Source organism: Rathayibacter sp. PhB152 (assembly GCF_003751395.1).
Classification (GTDB): domain Bacteria; phylum Actinomycetota; class Actinomycetes; order Actinomycetales; family Microbacteriaceae; genus Rathayibacter; species Rathayibacter festucae.
The window spans coordinates 98,673-117,407 of the sequence record NZ_RJUT01000010.1 but is presented as its reverse complement, the minus strand read 5'-3'; the positions used below and the strand labels follow the sequence as shown (position 1 = coordinate 117,407).

Sequence of the window (18,735 nt, the reverse complement as noted above, 5' to 3'; positions counted from 1 at the left end):
CGGATCACAAGACCCGGACGGGGTTATAAATTTGGCATTGAACATAGTGCACGCTGTTGAGTTCTCAAGAATCGGACACATCCCGCCTCCACACCTGAAAAGGTGCTTCACAACGGAAGTGATCGAAGATGTTGCCTTAGTCGGAAGACTTCGCTAAGCTGGAGAAGTTGTTCTCTCAGCCGCCGTGGCAACTTGACTAACTTAGCACATCCGCAGGCCGTGTCAAATCCGGCTTCTTCGCGATGCCGTTGCGCTCGTAGGCGCTCCGACGTTGCTCGGTTCCGGACCTGAGTCCGTCGCCGGGCGGCGAAGTTGCTGGACCCGAAGGATCCTGCGAAGGCTTTACATCCGTGCGGCAGACGTGACCCGAAGGACTGTCTTGCCGAGTAGATGGTGCCGAATGAGGCCGGGACGTTGAACCGTGCTCCCTGAGGAGCCCTGTTCTTCCGTTTCCCTGCGGCCTGTGTGGCGACTTGGAATAAGTTACGGCCCGATCCCGGCACTGTCAAACCGGGCCCCCGAAACTGCTCATCCCGGGCGTGTCGCGCTGGGGGTCCTCCCCAGGCCCCGGATGCCCGGACTCTCCACCGACTGCGCGGCCGGCCCTCCGCCGCCCCGGTACTGCTGGCCACAATGGGCGCATGCCTCTCCCCGACCAGCCCCGTCCCCTGCTCGCCTCCCTCGAGGAGGCGGTCGCCGCGATCCACACGGCGGCGTCGGACCGGCGTCTCCTCCTGGTGGGAGTGACCGGATCGCCGGGCGCCGGCAAGTCCACGATCGCCGAGCGGCTGCGTGCTCGCCTCCCCGGTGCGCTCGTCCTGCCGCTCGACGGGTACCACCTGCCTCAGCAGCGGCTGCGCGAGCTCGGCCGGCGGGAGCGGATGGGCGCACCGGACACCTTCGACGTCGACGGGTTCGTCGGGGCCGTGCGGAGTCTGCGGACCGCGCAGCCGGGCGGCACCGTGCGGGTCGCCTCCTTCGACCGCTCGATCGAGGAGCCGGTGCCGGACTCCCTCGCCCTCCCCGTGGGCGAGCGGACCGTCGTCCTGGTCGAGGGCAACTACCTGCTGCTCGAGGACGACGGCTGGGGTGAGGTCGCCGGCCTCCTCGATCTGACGCTGCACCTGCGGGTCGAGCCGGCCCTCCGCCGACGGCGACTGGTCGCGCGGCACCTCCGCTTCGGCAAGACCCTGGAGGAGGCGATCGCCTGGGCCGACGGGCCCGACGAGCGGAACGCGGAGCGGATCGAGGCGGCGGGAGCGCGGGCCGACGCGATCCTCGAGGAGTCCGCTCCCCGCGCCGTGCGGATCCTCCACCTCTCGGACACGCACCTGCTCGCCGACCCCGCTGCCCGGTACAACCGCATCGTCGATTCGCGCGCCGCTCTCGACGCGGTGCTCGCCGCCCACTCCGCCGTCGCCGACCTCGACGCCGTCGTGGTGTCCGGTGACATCAGCGACGACGGCGATCCCGAGTCGTACCGGGTCCTGCGCGCGAGGCTCGAGGAGTGGTGCGCCGAGCGGGATGCCGCGCTCGTGCTCGCCCTCGGCAATCACGACACCCGCGAGGGCTTCGGCTCCGACGGGCCCTGGAACACCGAGGTCGTCGTGCGCGGGGTGCGGATCCTCGTGCTCGACTCCTCCGTTCCGGGCGGAGCGTCCTGGGGACTCCTCACCGAGCCGACCCTGGCCTGGCTGCGGAATCGAGTGGCCGAGGACCCGGTCACACCCACGGTCGTCGTGCTGCACCATCCGCCGATCGAGGCGGTGACCCCGCTTCACCGGCGGATGGGACTCGCGAATCCGCACGACTTCTGGGAGGCGGTCGAGGGGTCGACACTCCGGGCGGTGCTCGCCGGGCACTGGCACCACGCCTTCGTCGACACGACCCACCCCGCTCCGGTGGTGGTCGCTCCCGGTGCCGCGAATCGGACCGACGTCCTCGCCGGGCCGCAGCACGAGCGGTCGATCGCCGCGTCGGGAGCCGCGATCGTGGAGATCCTGCCGAGTGGGGTGCGCGTGACGAGCACCGAGATCGATGCTCCGCACCGGGGCACCGAGCTCTTCGACGTCAGCGGGGAGGTGCTCGCCGACTGGCAGCGACGCCTCGGGTTCCCGGGATGACGCCGTCGCACCGAGGGGTGACGCCCATCGGACGGGGAAGCGGACGGCGCGGGGCCGCATGCGACAGCCCGCGCCGCCCGCTGCTCGGGGGCGCTCGGTCCGGGGGGACCGGGCGGAGGTGCGCGGCATCGGGATCAGCCGGTGCCGCGCACCAGGGGGTCAGGCGTGGATGCCGACCTCTTCCGGCGAGACGTCCGCGCCGGGGGCAGAGGGCTCGAGGGCCTCGGCGACGCGCTGCGACAGCGAGCTGTCCACGTTCGCCCAGTACTGGAGCACGCGCCGGCGCAGCTCCGGGCGGGTCACCTTGGAGACGTGGCCGGCGATGTTCGCGACCAGTCGCGCCTTGGCGTCGTCGTCGAGGACGTCGCGGTAGAGCGTGCCGGCCTGGCCGAAGTCGTCGTCCTCGGGGTGCAGGGTCGCCGCGGCCCGCGTGAGCGCGCCGTCGGTCTCCCAGCCGGGGCCCTCCGCCGCGCGGGCGGGGTCGGCGTGCGCGCCGCCCATCGTGTTCGGCGCGTAGACGGGCACCTCGGAGCGCTGGAAGTCGAAGCGCATCGCGCCGTCCTTCGAGTACGAGTGCACCGGCGACTTCGCGGCGTTGACCGGCAGCTGCGCATGGTTGGTGCCCACGCGGTAGCGGTGCGCGTCGGCGTAGCTGAAGATGCGCGCGAGCAGCATCTTGTCGGGGCTGGCCTCGATCCCGGGCACGAAGTTCGAGGGAGCGAAGGTCGCCTGCTCGATCTGCGCGAAGTAGTTCTCCGGGTTGCGGTCGAGGGTCATCGTGCCGACCTCGATCAGCGGGTAGTCCGCGTGCGGCCAGACCTTGGTGAGGTCGAACGGGTTGAACCGGTAGGACTCGGCGTCGGCGTACGGCATGACCTGGACGGAGAGGGTCCACGAGGGGTGGTCGCCGCGGTCGATCGCGGCGGACAGGTCGCGGATGTGGAAGTCCGCGTCCTCGCCGGCGATCTGGTCGGCCTGCTCCTGGCTGAGGATCTCGATGCCCTGGTTCGTCTTGAAGTGGTACTTCACCCAGAAGCGCTCACCGGCGGCGTTGACCCACTGGTAGGTGTGCGAGCCGAAGCCGTCCATGTGCCGCCACGAGCTCGGCAGTCCGCGGTCGCCCATCAGCCAGGTGACCTGGTGCGCCGACTCGGGCGAGAGGGTCCAGAAGTCCCACTGCATGTCGTGGTCGCGGAGGTGAGTGCCGGGCAGGCGCTTCTGCGAGCGGATGAAGTCGGGGAACTTGATGCCGTCGCGGAGGAAGAACACCGGGGTGTTGTTGCCGACGAGGTCGTAGTTGCCCTCGCTCGTGTAGAACTTCAGCGCGAAGCCGCGCGGGTCGCGCCAGGTGTCGGGCGAGCCCTGCTCGCCGGCGACGGTGGAGAAGCGGGCGAGCATCTCGGTCTCGACGCCGGGCTGGAAGAGCGCGGCGCGGGTGTACGCGCTGACGTCGCCGGTGGTGACGAAGCGGCCGAAGGCGCCGCCGCCCTTGGCGTGGACGACGCGCTCCGGGATGCGCTCGCGGTTGAACTGCGCGAGCTTCTCGAGGAGGTAGTGGTCGTGGAGCGCGATGGGGCCGTTGGCTCCGACGCTGAGCGAGTGCTCGTCGCTGGCGACGGGGGCTCCGGCATCGGTCGTCGTGAATCGTTCCTCGGTCATGAGTCCTCCTGTCGGCGGGGAGCGGGGAGGCCCTCCGCGGCGGTGATGGCGGGCGCCGGCCGGGTCTCGGCCTGCGCGAGGCAGTCGGGGCAGGTGCCCCAGAACGTGATGTCGGCCGTGTCGATGGCGAAGCCGCTCGACGACGACGGGTGCAGGCAGGGTGCCCGGCCGACGACGCAGTCGACGTCGGCGACGGCGCCGCAGCTGCGGCAGACGACGTGGTGGTGGTTGTCGCCGACCCGGAGCTCGAAGCGGCGGGCGTGACCCTCCGGCTCGATGCGGCGGGTGAGGCCGGCCTCGGTGAAGGCGGCGAGGACCCCGTACACGGCCTGGGCCGAGGTGTCGGGCAGATCGACGCGCACCCGCGCGAGGAGCTGATCGACGTCGGAGTGCGGGTGCCCCTCGAGCGCCTGCAGGACGGCCCGCCGGGTCGCGGTGGCCTTGAGCCCGGAGGCTCTCAGCCGGTCGTCCGTCATCGTCATGGGGACAAGGCTACCGAGTTGTGTTGAATAGTTCAAAACAACGGCGCGTCGCGGTCGGAGTGCGGGCGCCGCGGGCGCGTACTGGCGGGCGGGTCTCGATACGCCGCTCCGCGGCTACTCGACCAGCATGTTCGCCGCGGATGGAGCGGCGCGCTCAGCCGTGTTCATGCCCGCGGATCAGCCCGCGCAGCGGCCCGTCCATGCTGATCGAGCAGCCCGCGCCGCGGGCGTATCGAGATCCACCCCCCCTTCAGCACGCGGGTCTGCAGACCGCCCTGCTGAGCACGGCGGGTCTCGATACGCCGCTCCGCGGCTACTCGACCAGCATGTACGCCGCTCCGCGGCTACTCGACCAGCATGCTTCTCGCTGATGAACGAGCCCGCGAAGCGGACCGCTCCTAGGCGACCGGGCCCTCGACGAGGGTGACGGTCGCGGACTGGGAGGTGCCGGCGGCGGTGGTCCAGGTGAGGGTGACCGATTCGCCGGGCTCGCGCTGGGCGAGGTCCGCGGAGAGAGCGTCGCCCGAGGTGACGGCCGTGCCGTCGACCGCGGTGACGACGTCGCCGGCCACGAGACCCGCGGCGGCAGCGGGGGTGCCCTCGATCACGCCGGCGATGACGGCGCCAGACGCTGTGCTCGCGCCGGAGACTGCTCCGGAGGCGGTGCCCGCCGTCGTGCCGGACGGCAGCGAGACGCCGAGGAAGGCCGGGTAGCCGATCGCGACGGTCGACGTGTCGGCGCCCGCCTCGATCGTCGCGACGATGTCCAGGGCCTTCGAGATCGGGATGGCGAAGCCGGTGATGTCCGCGGTTCCACTGGAGGCGGCGGTGTCGATGCCGACGACCTTGCCTGCCGCGTCGACCAGCGGGCCTCCCGAGTCGCCCGCGACGATGTCCGCGTCGACCTGGATCAGGCCGGTGAGCTTCTCGCCGGTGATGCCGGTCTCGGCCTGGGTGGTGATGCTCTGGTCGAGGGCCTCGACCGTGCCGGCCGCGGCGACCAGGTTGCCGGTGCCCTTCGCGTTGCCGACGGCGGTGACGGCGTCGCCGACCGCGACCCCGTCGGTGTCGAGGGTGGCCGGAGTGAGGCCGGAGGCGTTCTCGAGCTGGAGCACGGCGATGTCGTTGGTCTTGTCGGTGCCGACGACGCGGGCGGTGTACGCCTGCCCGGTGCTCTCGACCGTGACGGTGATGCTGGTCGAGCCCTCGACGACGTGGTTGTTGGTGAGGATCATGCCGTCGGAGGTGAGGATGACGCCGGTGCCGGCGGAGGTCGCGCCCTCGTAGGTGAGGTCGGAGGTGACCGTGACGACGCCGGCGGTCTGCGCGGTGCTCGCGGGGACGGCGTCGGTCGCCGTGGACGTCGAGGTGGAGCCGGAGGCCCCCGAGCCGGTGCCGCCCGAGCCCGAGCCGTATCCGTAGACCGACCCGCTGCCGGAGCCGTCTCCCGAGGAGGACCCGCCCGAGTAGGGCAGCACGACGATGCCGCCCCCGAAGGAGCCGCGGGAGCCGCCGGGGTAGACGATGGTGCTGGCGGCGCTCGACGAGGCGGCCGAGGCGGACTCGGAGCGGCCGGCGAGCGAGACGCCGCCCGCGGTGACGCCGATCAGCAGGGCGAGCCCGGCACCGCCGGCGATGAGGGCGCGACGGCGGCGGCGGCGGTCGTCGGTCCGGAGCGCCTGGCGCTCCTCGGCGCCGGTCGGGTCCGTCGCGGTGGCAGCGGGCTCGCGCTCGGCGCCGTGGGATTCGGGTGACTCGTTCATGATGCGTCCTCGTGGCCGGGGCCGCCCCTGACGGCGACCGGACTCCATTCGACGACCCGCCGCATCGCGCGGGCTGGACGCTGCCTATGGCGATCCTATGAACCCGGCGGCACCCCCTCCTCCGACTTCCTCCCGCCAGGAAATAGTTGTGGCTACAACTGAGTTGGACCTAGCATGACCGGCATGACCACCTCCTCCCCCGACCTGCTCGCCCCCGACACCGTGATGGGGGCGGTCACCCTGCGCGTCGCCGACCTCGACGCGATGGTCGCCTACTACCGCGACGCCGTCCTGCTCGATCTGCTCTCGCAGGACGGCTCGCTCGCGGTGCTCGGCCGCGGCGGCGTCCCGGCGGTGATCCTCCAGCACGCGCCGGAGCTGCGGCACGCGGCCCCGCGCAGCGCCGGCCTGTTCCACACCGCGATCCTCTTCGAGTCGGAGGCGGCGCTCGCCGCCGCCGTGCACAGCGTCGCGACCCGGCACCCCGGCTCCTTCACCGGCAGCTCCGACCACCTGGTGAGCAAGGCGTTCTACTTCGACGACCCGGAGCACAACGGCGTCGAGCTCTACTGGGACCGCGACCGGACCCAGTGGTCCTGGACGCACGGGCGGATCGAGATGTCGACGCTCTTCCTCGACCCGAACGCGTTCCTCCGGGAGCACCTGACCGAGGAGGCGATCGCGCAGCCGCGGCTCGGCGGCGCCTCGGTCGGCCACGTGCACCTGAGCGTCGGCGACGTCGCGACGGCGAAGGAGTTCTACGTCGACCGCCTCGGCTTCGAGACGACGATCGCCTACGGCGGGCAGGCGCTGTTCGTCTCGGCCGGCGGCTACCACCACCACATGGCGATGAACACCTGGAACTCGCTCGGCGCGGGGCGGCGGCAGCTCGCGCTCGGGCTCGGGCAGGTCGAGATCGTCGTGCCGGCGGCGGACGATCTGGGTGCGCTCGGCGAGCGCCTGCGCAGCGCGAGCATCGCCACCGCGGACGACGGGCGGACGCTGTCCTTCGAGGACCCGTGGGCGAACACCCTGCGGGTGAGCGCGGCGGCCTGAGCGGAGGCACCGAAGGCCGGCGATCCCGGGACGGATCGCCGGAAAGCCGGGCGGGTACGATGGGCGCGCGGAGATCCGCACAGCCCCTCGACACTCCGGAGAACACGGTGCCCACGATCGTCGTTGAAGTCATGCCCAAGGCCGAGCTGCTCGATCCGCAGGGGAAGGCCGTCGCGGGCGCGCTCTCGCGCCTCGGCCACTCCGCCGTCACGGGCGTGCGGGTGGGCAAGCGCTTCGAGATCACCGTCGACGAGGTGACCGACGAGGTCCGCGCCTCGATCGCCGCCCTGGCCGACGACATGCTGTCGAACTCGGTGATCGAGGACGTCGTCGGCATCCACTACCCGGAGGCGTGAGCATGCGGATCGGCGTCATCACCTTCCCCGGCTCGCTCGACGACCGCGACGCCCAGCGCGCGGTCCGGTTCGCCGGCGCGGAGCCCGTCGCCCTCTGGCACGGCGACCACGACCTCGACGGCGTCGACGCGATCGTGCTGCCCGGCGGCTTCTCCTACGGCGACTACCTGCGCTGCGGCGCCATCGCCTCGCACTCGCCGATCATGCGCGAGGTCATCGACGCCGCGAACGCCGGCACCCCCGTCCTCGGCATCTGCAACGGCTTCCAGATGCTGACCGAGGCGCACCTCCTGCCCGGCGGCCTGATCCGCAACGACGTCGGCTCCTTCGTCTGCCGCGACCAGCGGCTCGTCGTCGAGAACGCCGCCACCGTCTGGACCAGCGACTTCGAGGCCGGCCAGGAGATCACCATCCCGCTGAAGAACGGCGAGGGCGGCTACATCGCCTCGGCCGAGACGCTCGCGGAGCTCGAGGGCGAGGGCCGCGTGGTCTTCCGCTACCTCGGCGCGAACCCGAACGGCTCGATGAACGACATCGCCGGAGTCGCGAACGCGCGCGGCAACGTCGTCGGCCTGATGCCGCACCCCGAGCACGCGGTCGAGCCGGGCTTCGGCCCGGACACCGCGCTCGCGATGCGCTCCGGCGTGGACGGGCTCGCGTTCTTCACCTCCGCGGTGCGCGCGCTGGTCGCCACGGCCTGACGCCGGACCGCGCTACTCCCGCGCGGCGCGCAGACCCGCGATCTCGCGCGCTGCGCCGTGGAGTGCGAGGACGGCCGCGGCGTGGGCATCGGGCGCGAAGGCGGCGAAGGCGGTCCGTGCCGCCGCGGCCGCCGCGTGGACCGGGGCGCGGTCGCGGCAGAGCCGCTCGAGGTGATCGGCGAAGGCGGCGGGCTCGACGGGTGCGAGCAGTCCCGGGCCGTCGAGGCCCTCCGTGAGGGCGGGGTCGACGTAGAGGACCCCGCGGCCGCCCTGCAGCGCCTCGACGACGACCATCGGCTGGTTGTCGAAGCCGGACGAGGTCAGGGCGACGAGATCGGAGCGGCGGTAAGCGTCGCCGATGAGGCGGTTCTCGACGAAGCCGCGGAAGACGACGGCCGGGGATCCCGCGGCGAGCCGGACGGCGCGGGCGAGTGACGGACCGGTGCCGATCACCTCGACGCGGAGGGCATCGGGGTCGCGGGCGAGGACGGCGAGGCAGGCCTCGACGAAGGGGACGAGCCGCTTCTCCGGTGCGCACCGGCCGACCCAGAGCAGGCGGAGGGGACCGGAGGTGTCCGCCCCGACGCTCTCCTCGATGCGGTGGCCGGAGTCCCGCCGGATCACGGTGTTGGGCAGCACCTCCACCCGCTCCAGGCCCGCATGACGGAGCGCCTCGGCCTGGTGGGCCGACGGAGAGATCACGAGATCCGCGCGGGCGGCGGCGCTCCGGGTGACGTCGCGGAGGAGCGCGCCGAGGCGGTCGTCGCCGCCGCGGTCCGGCCGCGGTCGGGCGCCCGTCACGGCGGCGACGTAGGTCGCGGCGAGCGGGGCCAGCACGCGGCCGGCGCGACCGGGCACGCCGCGCCAGAAGAAGGTGTGCACTGTGGCGACCGAGGGGATCGAGAGCGCCGCGGCGACCTCCAGTGCGGCGACCGCGAGGCCGAACTCGGAGTGGACGTGGACGGCGCCGACCCCCTCGTCGCGGAGCAGCCGCTCGAGCAGGGCCCGGGTGCGGCGGGAGTTGCGGACGACCGGCAGCTGCGCGACGGGGATCCGGGGTGCCGGGATCGGGCGGACGTCGATGCCGTCGAGCGGCAGCGTCGTGGCGGAGCGGGGGACGACCAGCAGGACGCGGACACCCGCCTCCACGAGGCTCCGGCACTCCGCGACCATCGCCGTCTGCGCGCCGCCGGTGTAGTCGAGCGCGTAGTCGCTGACGACCGCGACGGTCGGCTGCGCCGCCGAGGGAAACCGAGTACTGCTCATGACCATCGGGCGACGCTAGCAGCGGCCGGAGGGGCGGCTCCGCGGAGGCGCGTCGGGCGGCGCTGGGTGCGGCCGGGCGCCTCGGGAGGCGCGATGTGCAATGCGTGCTGTGAGCTGTGAGCTGTGAGCTGCGCACCATGCTGGTCGAGTAGCCCCGAAGGGGCGTATCGAGACCCCGCGTGCATGCGGTGGTGGATCTCGATACGCCCGCTGCGCGGGCTACTCGATCAGCATGAACCGCGCCCGCTGGGTGGGCCACTCTCTCGGCGAGGGAGCGCGGCGCAGCCGCTCGATCAGCGAACGGCGGGCGGCGCAGCCGCTCGATCAGTGAGGGGGCGCGGCGCAGCCGCTCGGTCGCGAGGAGGGGCTACGGACCCGTCAGGACCTCGGGCTCCGGGGTCATCGAGATGGTGGGGATGGAGGCGGTGATCACGGTGCCGTCGGAGCGGCGGGTGCCCTCGATGTCGGAGGTGGTCGGCGCGCCGGTGAGGCGCGGGCCCTGGTGGCCGAGGCCGACGCGGACCGGGTTGCCGGACTCGACGTGCACGCGCTCGCCGCGGACGGTGATCGCCGCGGCGTCGCCGTCCTCGACGGTCAGCAGCACCGACTCCTGGGTCACCTCGACCCGCACCCGCGTGCCGTGCAGCGTGATGCGGAAGGTCAGGCGGTCCCAGTCGTCCGGGAGGCGCGGGTCGAGCGTGATCCGCCCGCCGTGGTCGCGCATCCCGCCGAAGCCGTAGACCAGCGCGGACCAGACGCCTCCGGTCGACGCGACGTGGATGCCGTCGGCGGTGTTGCGGTGCAGGTCGGCGAGGTCGACGAACAGCGCCGAGAGGAAGTAGTGCCGCGACAGGTCGCTGTAGCCGACCTCGGCCGCGATGATCGACTGCACGACCGCCGACAGCGTCGAGTCGCCGGTGGTCAGGGCGTCGTAGTACTCGAAGTCGGCGCGCTTCTGCTCCGCCGTGAACTCGTTGCCCTGCAGCAGCAGCGCGAGCACCACGTCCGCCTGCTTGAGCACCTGGAAGCGGTAGATCACCAGCGGGTGGAAGTGCAGCAGCAGCGGGCGCTTGGACGCCGGGGTGTTCTCGAGGTCCCACAGCTCCTTCTCGAGGAACGCCGCGTCCTGCGGGTGGATGCCGGCGCGCGCGTCGAAGGGGATGTGCATCTTGTCGGCCGCGCGGGCCCACTCGATGACCTCGTCCTCGTCCAGCAGCAGCCGGGCGACCATCCGCTCGTAGGCCGACGGCTCGACGGCCTTCAGCAGCTCGACGGCGCGGGCGGCCGCGCGCAGGTTCGAGCGGGCCATCACGTTCGTGTACAGGTTGTCGTTGACGACGGTCGTGTACTCGTCCGGCCCGGTGACGCCGTGGATGTGGAAGTGGTCGTCGCCGTTGCTGCGCCAGAAGCCCAGGTCGGCCCACATCCGCGCGGTCTCGACCAGGATGTCGATCGCGCCGCGGGCGAGGAAGTCGTCGTCGCCGGTCGCGCCGACGTACTGCATCAGCGCATACGAGATGTCCGCATCGATGTGGTACTGCGCGGTGCCGGCGGCGTAGTAGGCCGACGACTCCTGGCCGTTGATGGTGCGCCAGGGGAAGAGCGCGCCGCGCTGGTTGAGCTCGGCCGCGCGCGAGCGGGCCGCCTCGAGCATGTTCTGGCGGAAGCGCAGGGCGTTCCGCGCCACGAGCGGAGCCGTGTAGCTGAGGAACGGGAGGACGTAGACCTCGGTGTCCCAGAAGTAGTGCCCGCCGTAGCCGGAGCCCGAGACGCCCTTGGCCGCGACGCCGCCGCCGTCCGTGCGGGCGGTGGACTGCGCGAGCTGGAAGAGGTTCCAGCGGGTGGCCTGCTGGATCGCCGGCTGACCGTCGATCTGCACGTCGGAGCGGGTCCAGAAGTCGTCGAGCCACTCGCGCTGCTTGGTGAACTGCTCCTCCACCGGCGTCTCGCGGGCGCGGTCGAGCGTGCGGTCGCAGCGGTCGGCGAGCTCGCGCACGGGGACGCCGCGCGAGGTGTGGTAGGTCAGCGTCTTCACCAGGCGCACGGGAACGCCGGCCTTCGCCTTCACGCGGTAGACGTGCTTGGCGAGGTCGTCGTCGATCTGGGAGGTCTGGTCCCACTCGTTCTCGGTCTCGAGCACGTGCTCGGCACCGCAGGCGACGGTCATCCGGGAGTTGGTGGTGCGGTAGCCGAGCAGGTAGCGCGTGCCGCTGACCCGCTTGAGCTGCGGCTGCAGCACCCGGTCCTCGAACGACTCTGCCTTGCGCGGGTCGAAGCCGGCCGCCTCGCTGCCCGAGGGCGCGTGGTACTCGTCGACGCCGTCCTGGCGGTTGAGGATCTGGCTCGAGATCAGCACCGAGGCGTCGTGGTCGAGCATCTCGACCTCGTAGTCGAGGATCGCGAGGTGGCGGTCGGTGAAGGAGACCAGGCGGCGCGAGCGGATCAGCACGCGCTTGCCCGAGGGGGTGCGCCACTCCAGCTCGCGGGTGAGCACGCCGTTCGCGAAGTCGAGGCGGCGCGTGTAGGCGAGGACGTCGGCCTCGCTCAGCACGAACGGCTCGTCGTCGACGTAGAGGCGGATGATCTTCGCGTCCGGCACGTTGACGATGGTCTGGCCGACGCGGGCGAAGCCGAACGCCTCCTCCGCGTGCCGGATGGGCCAGGTCTCGTGGAAGCCGTTGATGAAGGTGCCGTAGGCGTAGCCGTCGCGGCCCTCCTCGACGTTGCCGCGCAGGCCCAGGTAGCCGTTGCCGGTCGCGAAGAGGGTCTCGGTGCGCCCCTGCAGCTCGGTGGCGAACTCGGTCTCGATCAGCGACCACTCGTCGACCGGGAACCGGTTGCGGTCGAGCGGGTCGGAGGTGATGGGGTTCATGCGGCGTCCTCGGGGGCGGGGGCGGAGGGGAGGAAGGGGAGCAGCTCGGCCAGGTCGTCGACGACGATGTCGGCGCCGTGCTCGAGCAGGGTGTCGCGGCCGACGCCGCGGTCGACGCCGACGACGAGGCCGAAGGCGCCCGCGCGGCCGGCGGCGACTCCGGAGTGGGCGTCCTCGACGACCACGCACTCGGCGGCGGTCAGCCCGAGCAGCTGCGCGGCGTGCAGGTAGGTGTCCGGCGCGGGCTTGCCGGCGATCGAGTCCCGGGCGGCGAGCAGGCCGTCGACGACGACCTCGAAGCGGTCGCGGATCCCCGCGGCCTCGAGCACCGGCACGCCGTTGCGGGAGGAGGTGACGACGGCCACCTCGACGCCCGCGGCGATCGCGGCGTCGACCAGGGCGAGCGAGCCCGGGTACGGGGCGACGCCGTTCTCGGCGAGGGTCTGATTGAAGGCGTCGTTCTTGCGGTTGCCGAGACCGCAGACGGTCTCGAGGGCGGGGTCGTCACTGGGCGAGCCCTCGGGGAGGGTGATGCCGCGCGAGGCGAGCAGCGCGCGGACGCCGTCGTAGCGGGGGCGGCCGTCGATGTACCGGAAGTAGTCGGCGTCGGTGTAGCCCTCGGCGATGCCGCGCGATTCGAGGTAGGGCGTGAAGAGGCGGGCCCAGGCCTGCATGTGCACGTCGGCGGTGGGGGTGAGCACCCCGTCGAGGTCGAAGAGCAGCGCCTTCGCCCGGCCGAGGGCGGAGGCGTCGGGGCGCGTCGGTGAAGCAGTCACAGCGGGGAGGACCTCTGGTCGGGGCACGGGTGCGGCGGGCTCCGCCGTCGACAGGCCGTCCGCGCGGACACCGGGTATCGTATACGCCCCCCGGTCGCCGTCTGGAACCGTTTACACGTCCGACATCTGCGGGCCCCGGACGGTCTGCGCGGCCGGTGCGCGCCCGTGGCCGCGGAGTCGCCTGCGGAACGAGGGCTGCACGACCGGATCCGCGGATCTCCGGGCGATTCCGGGCGCTCGGCCTTCGTTGTGCTGCTCGTCAGGCGGTCTCCGCGAGGGCGTCCCCCGCATCGGGGGTGGCCGCGAGCTGCGAGACGCGGGCGGGGCTGATCCGCAGGGCGGCTGCGACAGCCTCGACGGTGTAGCCGTCGGCGCGGAGGGTGCGGACGGCCTCGCGGCGGAGCGCGCCGGCGTGCCGGAGTGCGGCGCGGGCCGCCTCCTCGGCGCGGGCACCCTCGTCCCAGATCGCGAGGACCTCGGGCGGCGCCTCGACGGTCACCCGCACGTCCACCTCGTCGACGCCGACCTCGAGGTGCACGGCGGCGAGCTCGCGGGCGGCAGCCGGGATGCCCCGGGTCGAGACCGCACCTCCGGTCGCGACGATCTCGACGCCGTTCGGCGCGGTCGACGTCAGCTCGGGGATCTCGATGGTCCACCAGGGAGTGCCGTCCCGGTAGGCGCGGGCCGCGAGGACCCGGGGTCCGCTCGTCATGGTCGGTTCCAATCGCTCGGGGTGTCCGCGAAGACCGCCTGCAGCTGGCGGACGACGCCGGGCGAGACCTCGCCCCGGTGCTGCACGAGGGTGATGGTCGCCCCGCCCTCGGCGGGGCTCCACGTCTCGTGGCTCCCTCTCTGCCGGGTGCGGTTCCACCCTTTCGAGCGGAGGAACCTCGTGACGTCGCGGTACTTCTGCGGCCTGGTTCTCAGGGTATTCCAGCCCTCCCTGCTGCTCAAGAGCCAGGGTGGGCTTGAACTTCGTGGAGAGCGGAAGGATCTCGTGCCTGGGGAGGAGACCCGGGCCCGGCGGTCAGCCGAGGGGCTGCAGGTCGGCCTCGTCCGGGCCGGCGGTGAGGCGGTGGCGGCCGAGCGGGAGCATCAGCGGGGTGCCGGAGGTGGGGTCGGTGATGATGCGGCTGTCCAGGCCGAAGACGGCGCGGACGGTGTCCTCGGTCAGGACCTCGGCGGGGGTGCCTGCGGCGTGCACGGTGCCGCCGGCGAGGGCGACGAGGTGGTCGGCGTAGCGGGCCGCGAGGTTGAGGTCGTGCAGGACCATCACGACCGTCGTGCCGCGGTTGCGGTTGAGGTCGACGAGGAGGTCGAGCACCTCGACCTGGTGGCTGACGTCGAGGAAGGTGGTCGGCTCGTCCAGCAGCAGCAGGTCGGTCTCCTGGGCGAGGGCCATCGCGATCCAGACCCGCTGGCGCTGGCCGCCGCTGAGCTCGTCGACGGCGCGGTCGGCGAGGGCGGCCGTGTCGGTCGCGTCGAGCGCGGTCGCGACGGCCTCGTCGTCGTGCGCGTTCCAGCGGCTGAGGATCCCCTGGTGCGGGTGGCGGCCGCGGCCGACGAGATCCGCGACGGTGATCCCCTCCGGAGCGATCGGCGACTGCGGCAGGAGGCCCAGCGTGCGCGCGAGCTGCTTCGCGGGCGTCCTGTGCACGGCCTTGCCGTCGAGCAGCACGGTGCCGGCGCGCGGCGCCAGCAGTCGCGACATCGAGCGCAGGAGGGTCGACTTGCCGCAGGCGTTCGCGCCGACGATGGCGGTGATCCGGCCGGGCGGGACGACGAGGTCGAGTCCCTGGACGACGGTGCGGTCGCCGTAGCCCAGGGTGAGCGCGTCGACGGTGAGGGTGTGCTCGGCGGTCACAGGGAGCCTCCCGATCGGTTGCTGCGGACGATGAGGTAGATCAGGTACGGCGCGCCGAGCACGCCGGTGACGACGCCGACCGGGTAGCGCAGGCCCAGCGCGTACTGCCCGACGAAGTCGGCGACGAGCACGAGCAGCGCGCCGACCAGCGCCGACGGGATGAGCAGCGAGCGGCCGGGACCGACCAGCCGCGCGGCGATCGGGCCGGAGAGGAAGGCGACGAACGCGATCGGGCCGGCCGCCGCGGTCGCGAAGGCGATCAGGCCGACGGCGGCGACGATCACGACGAGGCGGGTGCGGTTCACCCGGATGCCCAGCGCGGAGGCGGTGTCGTCGCCGAGCTGGGTGCCGGAGAGGTCGCGCGAGCGGGCGAGCAGGACGGGGGTGAGGACGACCACGGCGATCAGCACCGGCACGACCTCGCTCCAGCGGGCGCCGTTGAGGCTGCCGGTGAGCCAGCGGCTGGCCTCCTGGAAGTCGAAGGCGGCGGCGCGGGAGAGCACGTAGGCGGTGACGCTGTCGAGCATCGCCGCGACGCCGATCCCGATCAGGATCAGCCGGGTGCCTGCGACTCCGCTGCGGTAGGAGAGGGCGTAGACGACCAGCGCGACGAGGAGGCCCGCGGCGATGGCGAGGACCGAGACCTGCGTCGCTCCGAGCGACAGCGTGACGATGGCGAAGGCCGCGGCGGCACTCGCCCCGGCGCTGATGCCGATGATGTCGGGACTGGCCAGCGGATTGCGCAGCATCGTCTGGAAGGCGACGCCGCCGAGGCCGAAGCAGAGGCCGACGAGCACGCCGAGGATCGCGCGCGGCAGGCGCAGGCGTCCGACCGTGAAGGAGGCGCCGGGGACCTGCTCGCCGAGGATCACCCGGACGACCTCGGCCGGCGAGTAGATCGTCTGGCCGACGATCAGCGAGACGGCGAAGACGACGACGAGCAGCGCGACGAGCACGGCGACCACGGTGCGGCGGCGGGCCCCGCGGCGGCGACGGCTCGCCGCGACGGCGAGGGCCGTGGCGGAGGGTGCGGCGGAACGGGCCGCGGGCCGGGACTGCACGGCGGTCACAGCTCGCGCACCTTCTGCCGGCGGACGATCGCGATGAAGACGGGGGCGCCGATCAGCGCGGTGATGATGCCGACGTCGATCTCGCTCGGGCGCGCGACGATCCGGCCGACGACGTCCGCGCCGATCAGCAGGACCGCGCCAGCGACCGCGGAGAAGGGGAGCAGCCAGCGGTGGTCGACGCCGACGAGCAGCCGGCAGGCGTGCGGGACGACCAGGCCGACGAAGCCGATCGGCCCGGTGACCGCGGTGGTCGCTCCGCAGAGGACGACGGCGCCGAGGGCCGCCGCGCCGCGGGCCAGGGCCACGCGCTCGCCGAGGCCGGCCGCCAGCTCGTCGCCGAGCGCCAGGGTGTTGAGACTCTTCGCCGAGAGCACGCAGAGCACGAGTCCGACGGCGAGGAAGGGCAGGACCTGGCCGATGCTCGCGAAGGTGCCGCCGCCGACCCCGCCGATCTGCCAGGAGCGGATGCCGCCGGAGAGGTCGGCGCGCGGCAGGACGATCGCGCTGATCACGGAGACGAGCGCGGCGGAGGTGGCGGCGCCGGCGAGCGCGAGCTTGAGCGGCGTCGCTCCCCCGCGGCCGAGCGAGCCGACGACGTAGACGAAGACGGCGGCGACGGCCGCGCCGCCGATCGCGACCCAGATGAAGCCGGTCGCGGTCGAGAGGCCGAAGAAGACGATGCCGGTGACGACCGCGAGCGAGGCGCCGGTGTTGACGCCGAGGATCCCGGGGTCGGCGAGCGGATTGCGGGTGACGCCCTGCATCAGCACGCCGGCGACCCCGAGCGCGGCGCCCGCGACCGCGGCGAGGACCGTGCGCGGGAGGCGCTTGGCGACCGCGGCCTGCCCGAAGCCGTCGGTGGAGCCGCCGAACGCGGCGACCACGTCGCTCCAGGCCACGTCGCGCGAGCCGATCATCACCGACACCACTGCGACACCGGCCAGCACCAGCAGCGAGACGAGCAGCCAGAGGGCGCGCAGACGCCTCGGGCGCCGCACGGCGGCGGCACCCGAGACGGGAGGTGCGGTGAGGGTCACGCGGTCGGAGCTCACGCGGTCGGGCGGGAGTGGATCACGCCGCCTTGTCCGCGGCCTCGGCCAGCATGGCGAGGTAGTCGTCGAGGACGTACGAGATCGACAGCGGGGTCGGGTTCGCGGCGGTGCCGAGCGGCGTGGAGGGCAGGCGGACGATGGCGTCGTTCTGCACGGCCGGGATCTGCGAGAGCAGCGGGTCGGCCTTGAGGGTGTTGACGAGCTCGTCGTCGCCGTAGGTGACGATGACGTCGACGTCGTTGAACGCGTCCGCCTGCTCGGCGCTCTGGGTGAGCGAGAACGCGTCGGTGGTGGCCGAGGCGGTCGCGATGCTCTCCGGCGTGGTCAGGCCGAGGTCCTCGAAGAAGGCCGGGCGGGTGTCGTGCGTCGTGTAGAAGCTGACCTGGCTGAGGTCGGTCGGGTCGACGTGGGTGAGGAACATCGCCGAGGCGCCGGCGAGCTGCGGGTGCGCGGCGACCTTCTCCTCGATCTCGGTCTCGAGTTCGCCGATGAGCGCGGCGCCCTCGTCGGCCATGCCCATCGCCTCGCTGTTGAAGGTGATGGTGTCGCGCCAGGAGGTGCCCCAGGCGGTCTCGGGGTAGGCGACGACGGGCGCGATCTCGGTCAGCGTGTCGTAGTCCTCCTGGGTGAGGCCGGAGTAGGCGGCGAGGATCACGTCGGGCTGGGTGTCGGCGACGGCCTCGAAGTCGATGCCGTCGGTCTCGTCGAAGAGGACGGGGGTCTCGCCGCCGAGCTCCTCGAGCTTCTCGGACACCCAGGGGAGGAGCCCGTCGCCGTCGTCGTCGCCGAAGTTCGCGGCGGCCATGCCGACCGGGACCACGCCGAGCGCGATGGGGACCTCGTGGTTGGCCCAGTTGACGGTCGCGACGCGCTCCGGCTGCGACTCGATGGTCGTGGTGCCGAGCGCGTGCTCGATGGTGATCGGGGTGAAGTCGCTGTCGGCGGTGTCGGAGCCGGCCGCGGCGGACGAGCAGCCGGCGAGGCCGACGGTGAGCAGGGCGGTCGCGACGAGCGCGAGCGACTTGGTGGCGCGGGGCATTGTTCCCTTTCGGAAGGCTGTGGTCGTGGCGCGCAACGGGCGACGGACGCCGTGCACTAAGGACAGCCTAACCAAAGAATGTGCGAGTTCTCAGCCGGAAAGGGCTGCGCGGTCCGCATCTCAGGCGGTGACGAGCTTCTCCACGGTGCGGAGGTTCCGGGTCGTCGTGGTCGAGCGGAAGACCGCACGGGCCAGGATCTTCGCGGCCGGAGTGTCGGTGGAGGAGCCCTTCGGGCAGCGCCAGTAGAGGACGCCGTCGCCGCGGGCGAGCAGCTCGACATCCGGGTCGGTCGCGCCGATCGCGGACTCGGCGGCGTCGAGGGCGGCGGAGTCGGAGCCGAAGACGACGTAGGGGTGCGCGGTCTCGTCGATCCGCTCGAACGGGTAGGCGGCGGCGGCCGCGGCGAGCGCCTCCTGCGTGACGAGGACGATCCAGGCGTCGTAGCCGAAGCGCTCGCCGAGGGCCGCCTCCAGCGCGGGCTTCAGCTCGGCGGGGTCGCGGTCGGAGTCGAAGGCGGCGTTGCCGCTGGCGAGCACCGTGCGGACGGCCGTGCCGCCGACGCTCGCGACGGTGGCGGCGAGGTCCGCGCTGCGGACGGTGCGGCCGTTGACGTTCACTCCGCGGAGGAGGGCGACGAGGCGGGTCATGCCGCCGA

17 protein-coding genes are annotated in these 18,735 nt (G+C 72.6%); 4 read left to right on the top strand and 13 right to left on the bottom strand.

Annotated elements, in window-relative coordinates:
• The first annotated feature begins 641 nt into the window (after positions 1 to 641).
• A complete protein-coding gene (locus EDF36_RS19640) occupies positions 642 to 2,123 on the top strand; it encodes a metallophosphoesterase (protein ID WP_123734305.1) in 1,482 nt (493 codons plus the stop codon).
• 159 nt (positions 2,124 to 2,282) lie between these two features.
• On the opposite strand, the gene EDF36_RS19635 is transcribed toward EDF36_RS19640, so the two are convergent.
• From EDF36_RS19635 to EDF36_RS19625, 3 genes are all read right to left on the bottom strand, one after another.
• Positions 2,283 to 3,782 carry a catalase gene (locus EDF36_RS19635; RefSeq protein WP_123734304.1) on the bottom strand — a complete coding sequence of 500 codons (1,500 nt, stop codon included), beginning with the start codon at positions 3,780 to 3,782 and terminating at the stop codon, positions 2,283 to 2,285.
• Positions 3,779 to 4,264, bottom strand: a complete 486-nt coding sequence (locus EDF36_RS19630) for a Fur family transcriptional regulator (RefSeq protein WP_185020575.1) — start codon at positions 4,262 to 4,264, stop codon at positions 3,779 to 3,781. The genes EDF36_RS19635 and EDF36_RS19630 overlap by 4 nt, the downstream gene beginning before the upstream one ends.
• A 398-nt stretch (positions 4,265 to 4,662) precedes the next feature.
• Positions 4,663 to 6,027: a S1C family serine protease gene (locus EDF36_RS19625; RefSeq protein ID WP_221181700.1), complete on the bottom strand. Its 1,365-nt coding sequence runs from the start codon at positions 6,025 to 6,027 to the stop codon at positions 4,663 to 4,665.
• A 183-nt stretch (positions 6,028 to 6,210) separates the two neighbouring features.
• Between EDF36_RS19625 and EDF36_RS19620 the strand changes: the two genes are divergently transcribed.
• The 3 genes from EDF36_RS19620 to purQ all read left to right on the top strand — a co-directional run bounded on the left by EDF36_RS19620 (position 6,211) and on the right by purQ (position 8,140).
• Positions 6,211 to 7,083, top strand: coding sequence for a VOC family protein (locus tag EDF36_RS19620; RefSeq protein WP_397459922.1), 873 nt, complete (start codon positions 6,211 to 6,213; stop codon positions 7,081 to 7,083).
• Positions 7,084 to 7,190: 107 nt separating this feature from the next.
• The gene (gene purS / locus EDF36_RS19615) at positions 7,191 to 7,439 is read left to right on the top strand and encodes a phosphoribosylformylglycinamidine synthase subunit PurS (RefSeq protein ID WP_123447082.1); all 249 of its coding nucleotides are present in this window, start codon (positions 7,191 to 7,193) and stop codon (positions 7,437 to 7,439) included.
• A gap of 2 nt (positions 7,440 to 7,441) precedes the next feature.
• The gene (purQ, locus tag EDF36_RS19610; RefSeq protein WP_123734302.1) at positions 7,442 to 8,140 is read left to right on the top strand and encodes a phosphoribosylformylglycinamidine synthase subunit PurQ; all 699 of its coding nucleotides are present in this window, start codon (positions 7,442 to 7,444) and stop codon (positions 8,138 to 8,140) included.
• Between the two features lie 12 nt (positions 8,141 to 8,152).
• Here purQ and EDF36_RS19605 read toward each other — a convergent pair whose 3' ends face one another.
• From EDF36_RS19605 to EDF36_RS19560, 10 genes are all read right to left on the bottom strand, one after another.
• Positions 8,153 to 9,412 carry a glycosyltransferase gene (locus EDF36_RS19605; protein WP_123734301.1) on the bottom strand — a complete coding sequence of 420 codons (1,260 nt, stop codon included), beginning with the start codon at positions 9,410 to 9,412 and terminating at the stop codon, positions 8,153 to 8,155.
• Positions 9,413 to 9,773: 361 nt separating this feature from the next.
• Positions 9,774 to 12,278, bottom strand: coding sequence for a glycoside hydrolase family 65 protein (locus tag EDF36_RS19600; RefSeq protein WP_123734300.1), 2,505 nt, complete (start codon positions 12,276 to 12,278; stop codon positions 9,774 to 9,776).
• On the bottom strand, positions 12,275 to 13,054 hold the full coding sequence (locus EDF36_RS19595) for an HAD family phosphatase (protein ID WP_123447086.1): 780 nt from the start codon (positions 13,052 to 13,054) through the stop codon (positions 12,275 to 12,277). Before EDF36_RS19595 ends, EDF36_RS19600 begins: the two co-directional genes overlap by 4 nt.
• A 259-nt stretch (positions 13,055 to 13,313) precedes the next feature.
• Complete coding sequence (locus EDF36_RS19590; protein WP_123734299.1) at positions 13,314 to 13,766, bottom strand: hypothetical protein; 453 nt, start codon at positions 13,764 to 13,766, stop codon at positions 13,314 to 13,316.
• Positions 13,763 to 14,008: a type II toxin-antitoxin system HicA family toxin gene (locus tag EDF36_RS19585; RefSeq protein ID WP_123734298.1), complete on the bottom strand. Its 246-nt coding sequence runs from the start codon at positions 14,006 to 14,008 to the stop codon at positions 13,763 to 13,765. Before EDF36_RS19585 ends, EDF36_RS19590 begins: the two co-directional genes overlap by 4 nt.
• 73 nt (positions 14,009 to 14,081) lie before the next feature.
• A complete protein-coding gene (locus EDF36_RS19580; protein WP_123734297.1) occupies positions 14,082 to 14,918 on the bottom strand; it encodes an ABC transporter ATP-binding protein in 837 nt (278 codons plus the stop codon).
• Complete coding sequence (locus EDF36_RS19575) at positions 14,915 to 15,988, bottom strand: FecCD family ABC transporter permease (protein ID WP_397459921.1); 1,074 nt, start codon at positions 15,986 to 15,988, stop codon at positions 14,915 to 14,917. The genes EDF36_RS19580 and EDF36_RS19575 overlap by 4 nt, the downstream gene beginning before the upstream one ends.
• Complete coding sequence (locus tag EDF36_RS19570; protein ID WP_260300814.1) at positions 15,985 to 17,040, bottom strand: iron ABC transporter permease; 1,056 nt, start codon at positions 17,038 to 17,040, stop codon at positions 15,985 to 15,987. The genes EDF36_RS19575 and EDF36_RS19570 overlap by 4 nt, the downstream gene beginning before the upstream one ends.
• A 19-nt stretch (positions 17,041 to 17,059) precedes the next feature.
• Positions 17,060 to 18,079, bottom strand: a complete 1,020-nt coding sequence (locus EDF36_RS19565) for an iron-siderophore ABC transporter substrate-binding protein (protein WP_123734296.1) — start codon at positions 18,077 to 18,079, stop codon at positions 17,060 to 17,062.
• Between the two features lie 120 nt (positions 18,080 to 18,199).
• Positions 18,200 to 18,727 (bottom strand): DUF1697 domain-containing protein, encoded by a 528-nt coding sequence (locus tag EDF36_RS19560; protein WP_123734295.1) that lies wholly within the window; start codon positions 18,725 to 18,727, stop codon positions 18,200 to 18,202.
• Positions 18,728 to 18,735 lie beyond the last annotated feature (8 nt).

Coding starts and splice junctions, on each gene's coding strand:
- EDF36_RS19590 (WP_123734299.1), bottom strand. CDS start 13,766: ATGACGAGCGGACCCCGGGTCCTCGCGGCCCGCGCCTACCGGGACGGC.
- EDF36_RS19565 (WP_123734296.1), bottom strand. CDS start 18,079: ATGCCCCGCGCCACCAAGTCGCTCGCGCTCGTCGCGACCGCCCTGCTC.
- EDF36_RS19560 (WP_123734295.1), bottom strand. CDS start 18,727: ATGACCCGCCTCGTCGCCCTCCTCCGCGGAGTGAACGTCAACGGCCGC.
- EDF36_RS19630 (WP_185020575.1), bottom strand. CDS start 4,264: ATGACGATGACGGACGACCGGCTGAGAGCCTCCGGGCTCAAGGCCACC.
- EDF36_RS19600 (WP_123734300.1), bottom strand. CDS start 12,278: ATGAACCCCATCACCTCCGACCCGCTCGACCGCAACCGGTTCCCGGTC.
- purQ (WP_123734302.1), top strand. CDS start 7,442: ATGCGGATCGGCGTCATCACCTTCCCCGGCTCGCTCGACGACCGCGAC.
- EDF36_RS19605 (WP_123734301.1), bottom strand. CDS start 9,412: ATGGTCATGAGCAGTACTCGGTTTCCCTCGGCGGCGCAGCCGACCGTC.
- EDF36_RS19620 (WP_397459922.1), top strand. CDS start 6,211: ATGACCACCTCCTCCCCCGACCTGCTCGCCCCCGACACCGTGATGGGG.
- EDF36_RS19640 (WP_123734305.1), top strand. CDS start 642: ATGCCTCTCCCCGACCAGCCCCGTCCCCTGCTCGCCTCCCTCGAGGAG.
- EDF36_RS19635 (WP_123734304.1), bottom strand. CDS start 3,782: ATGACCGAGGAACGATTCACGACGACCGATGCCGGAGCCCCCGTCGCC.
- EDF36_RS19625 (WP_221181700.1), bottom strand. CDS start 6,027: ATGAACGAGTCACCCGAATCCCACGGCGCCGAGCGCGAGCCCGCTGCC.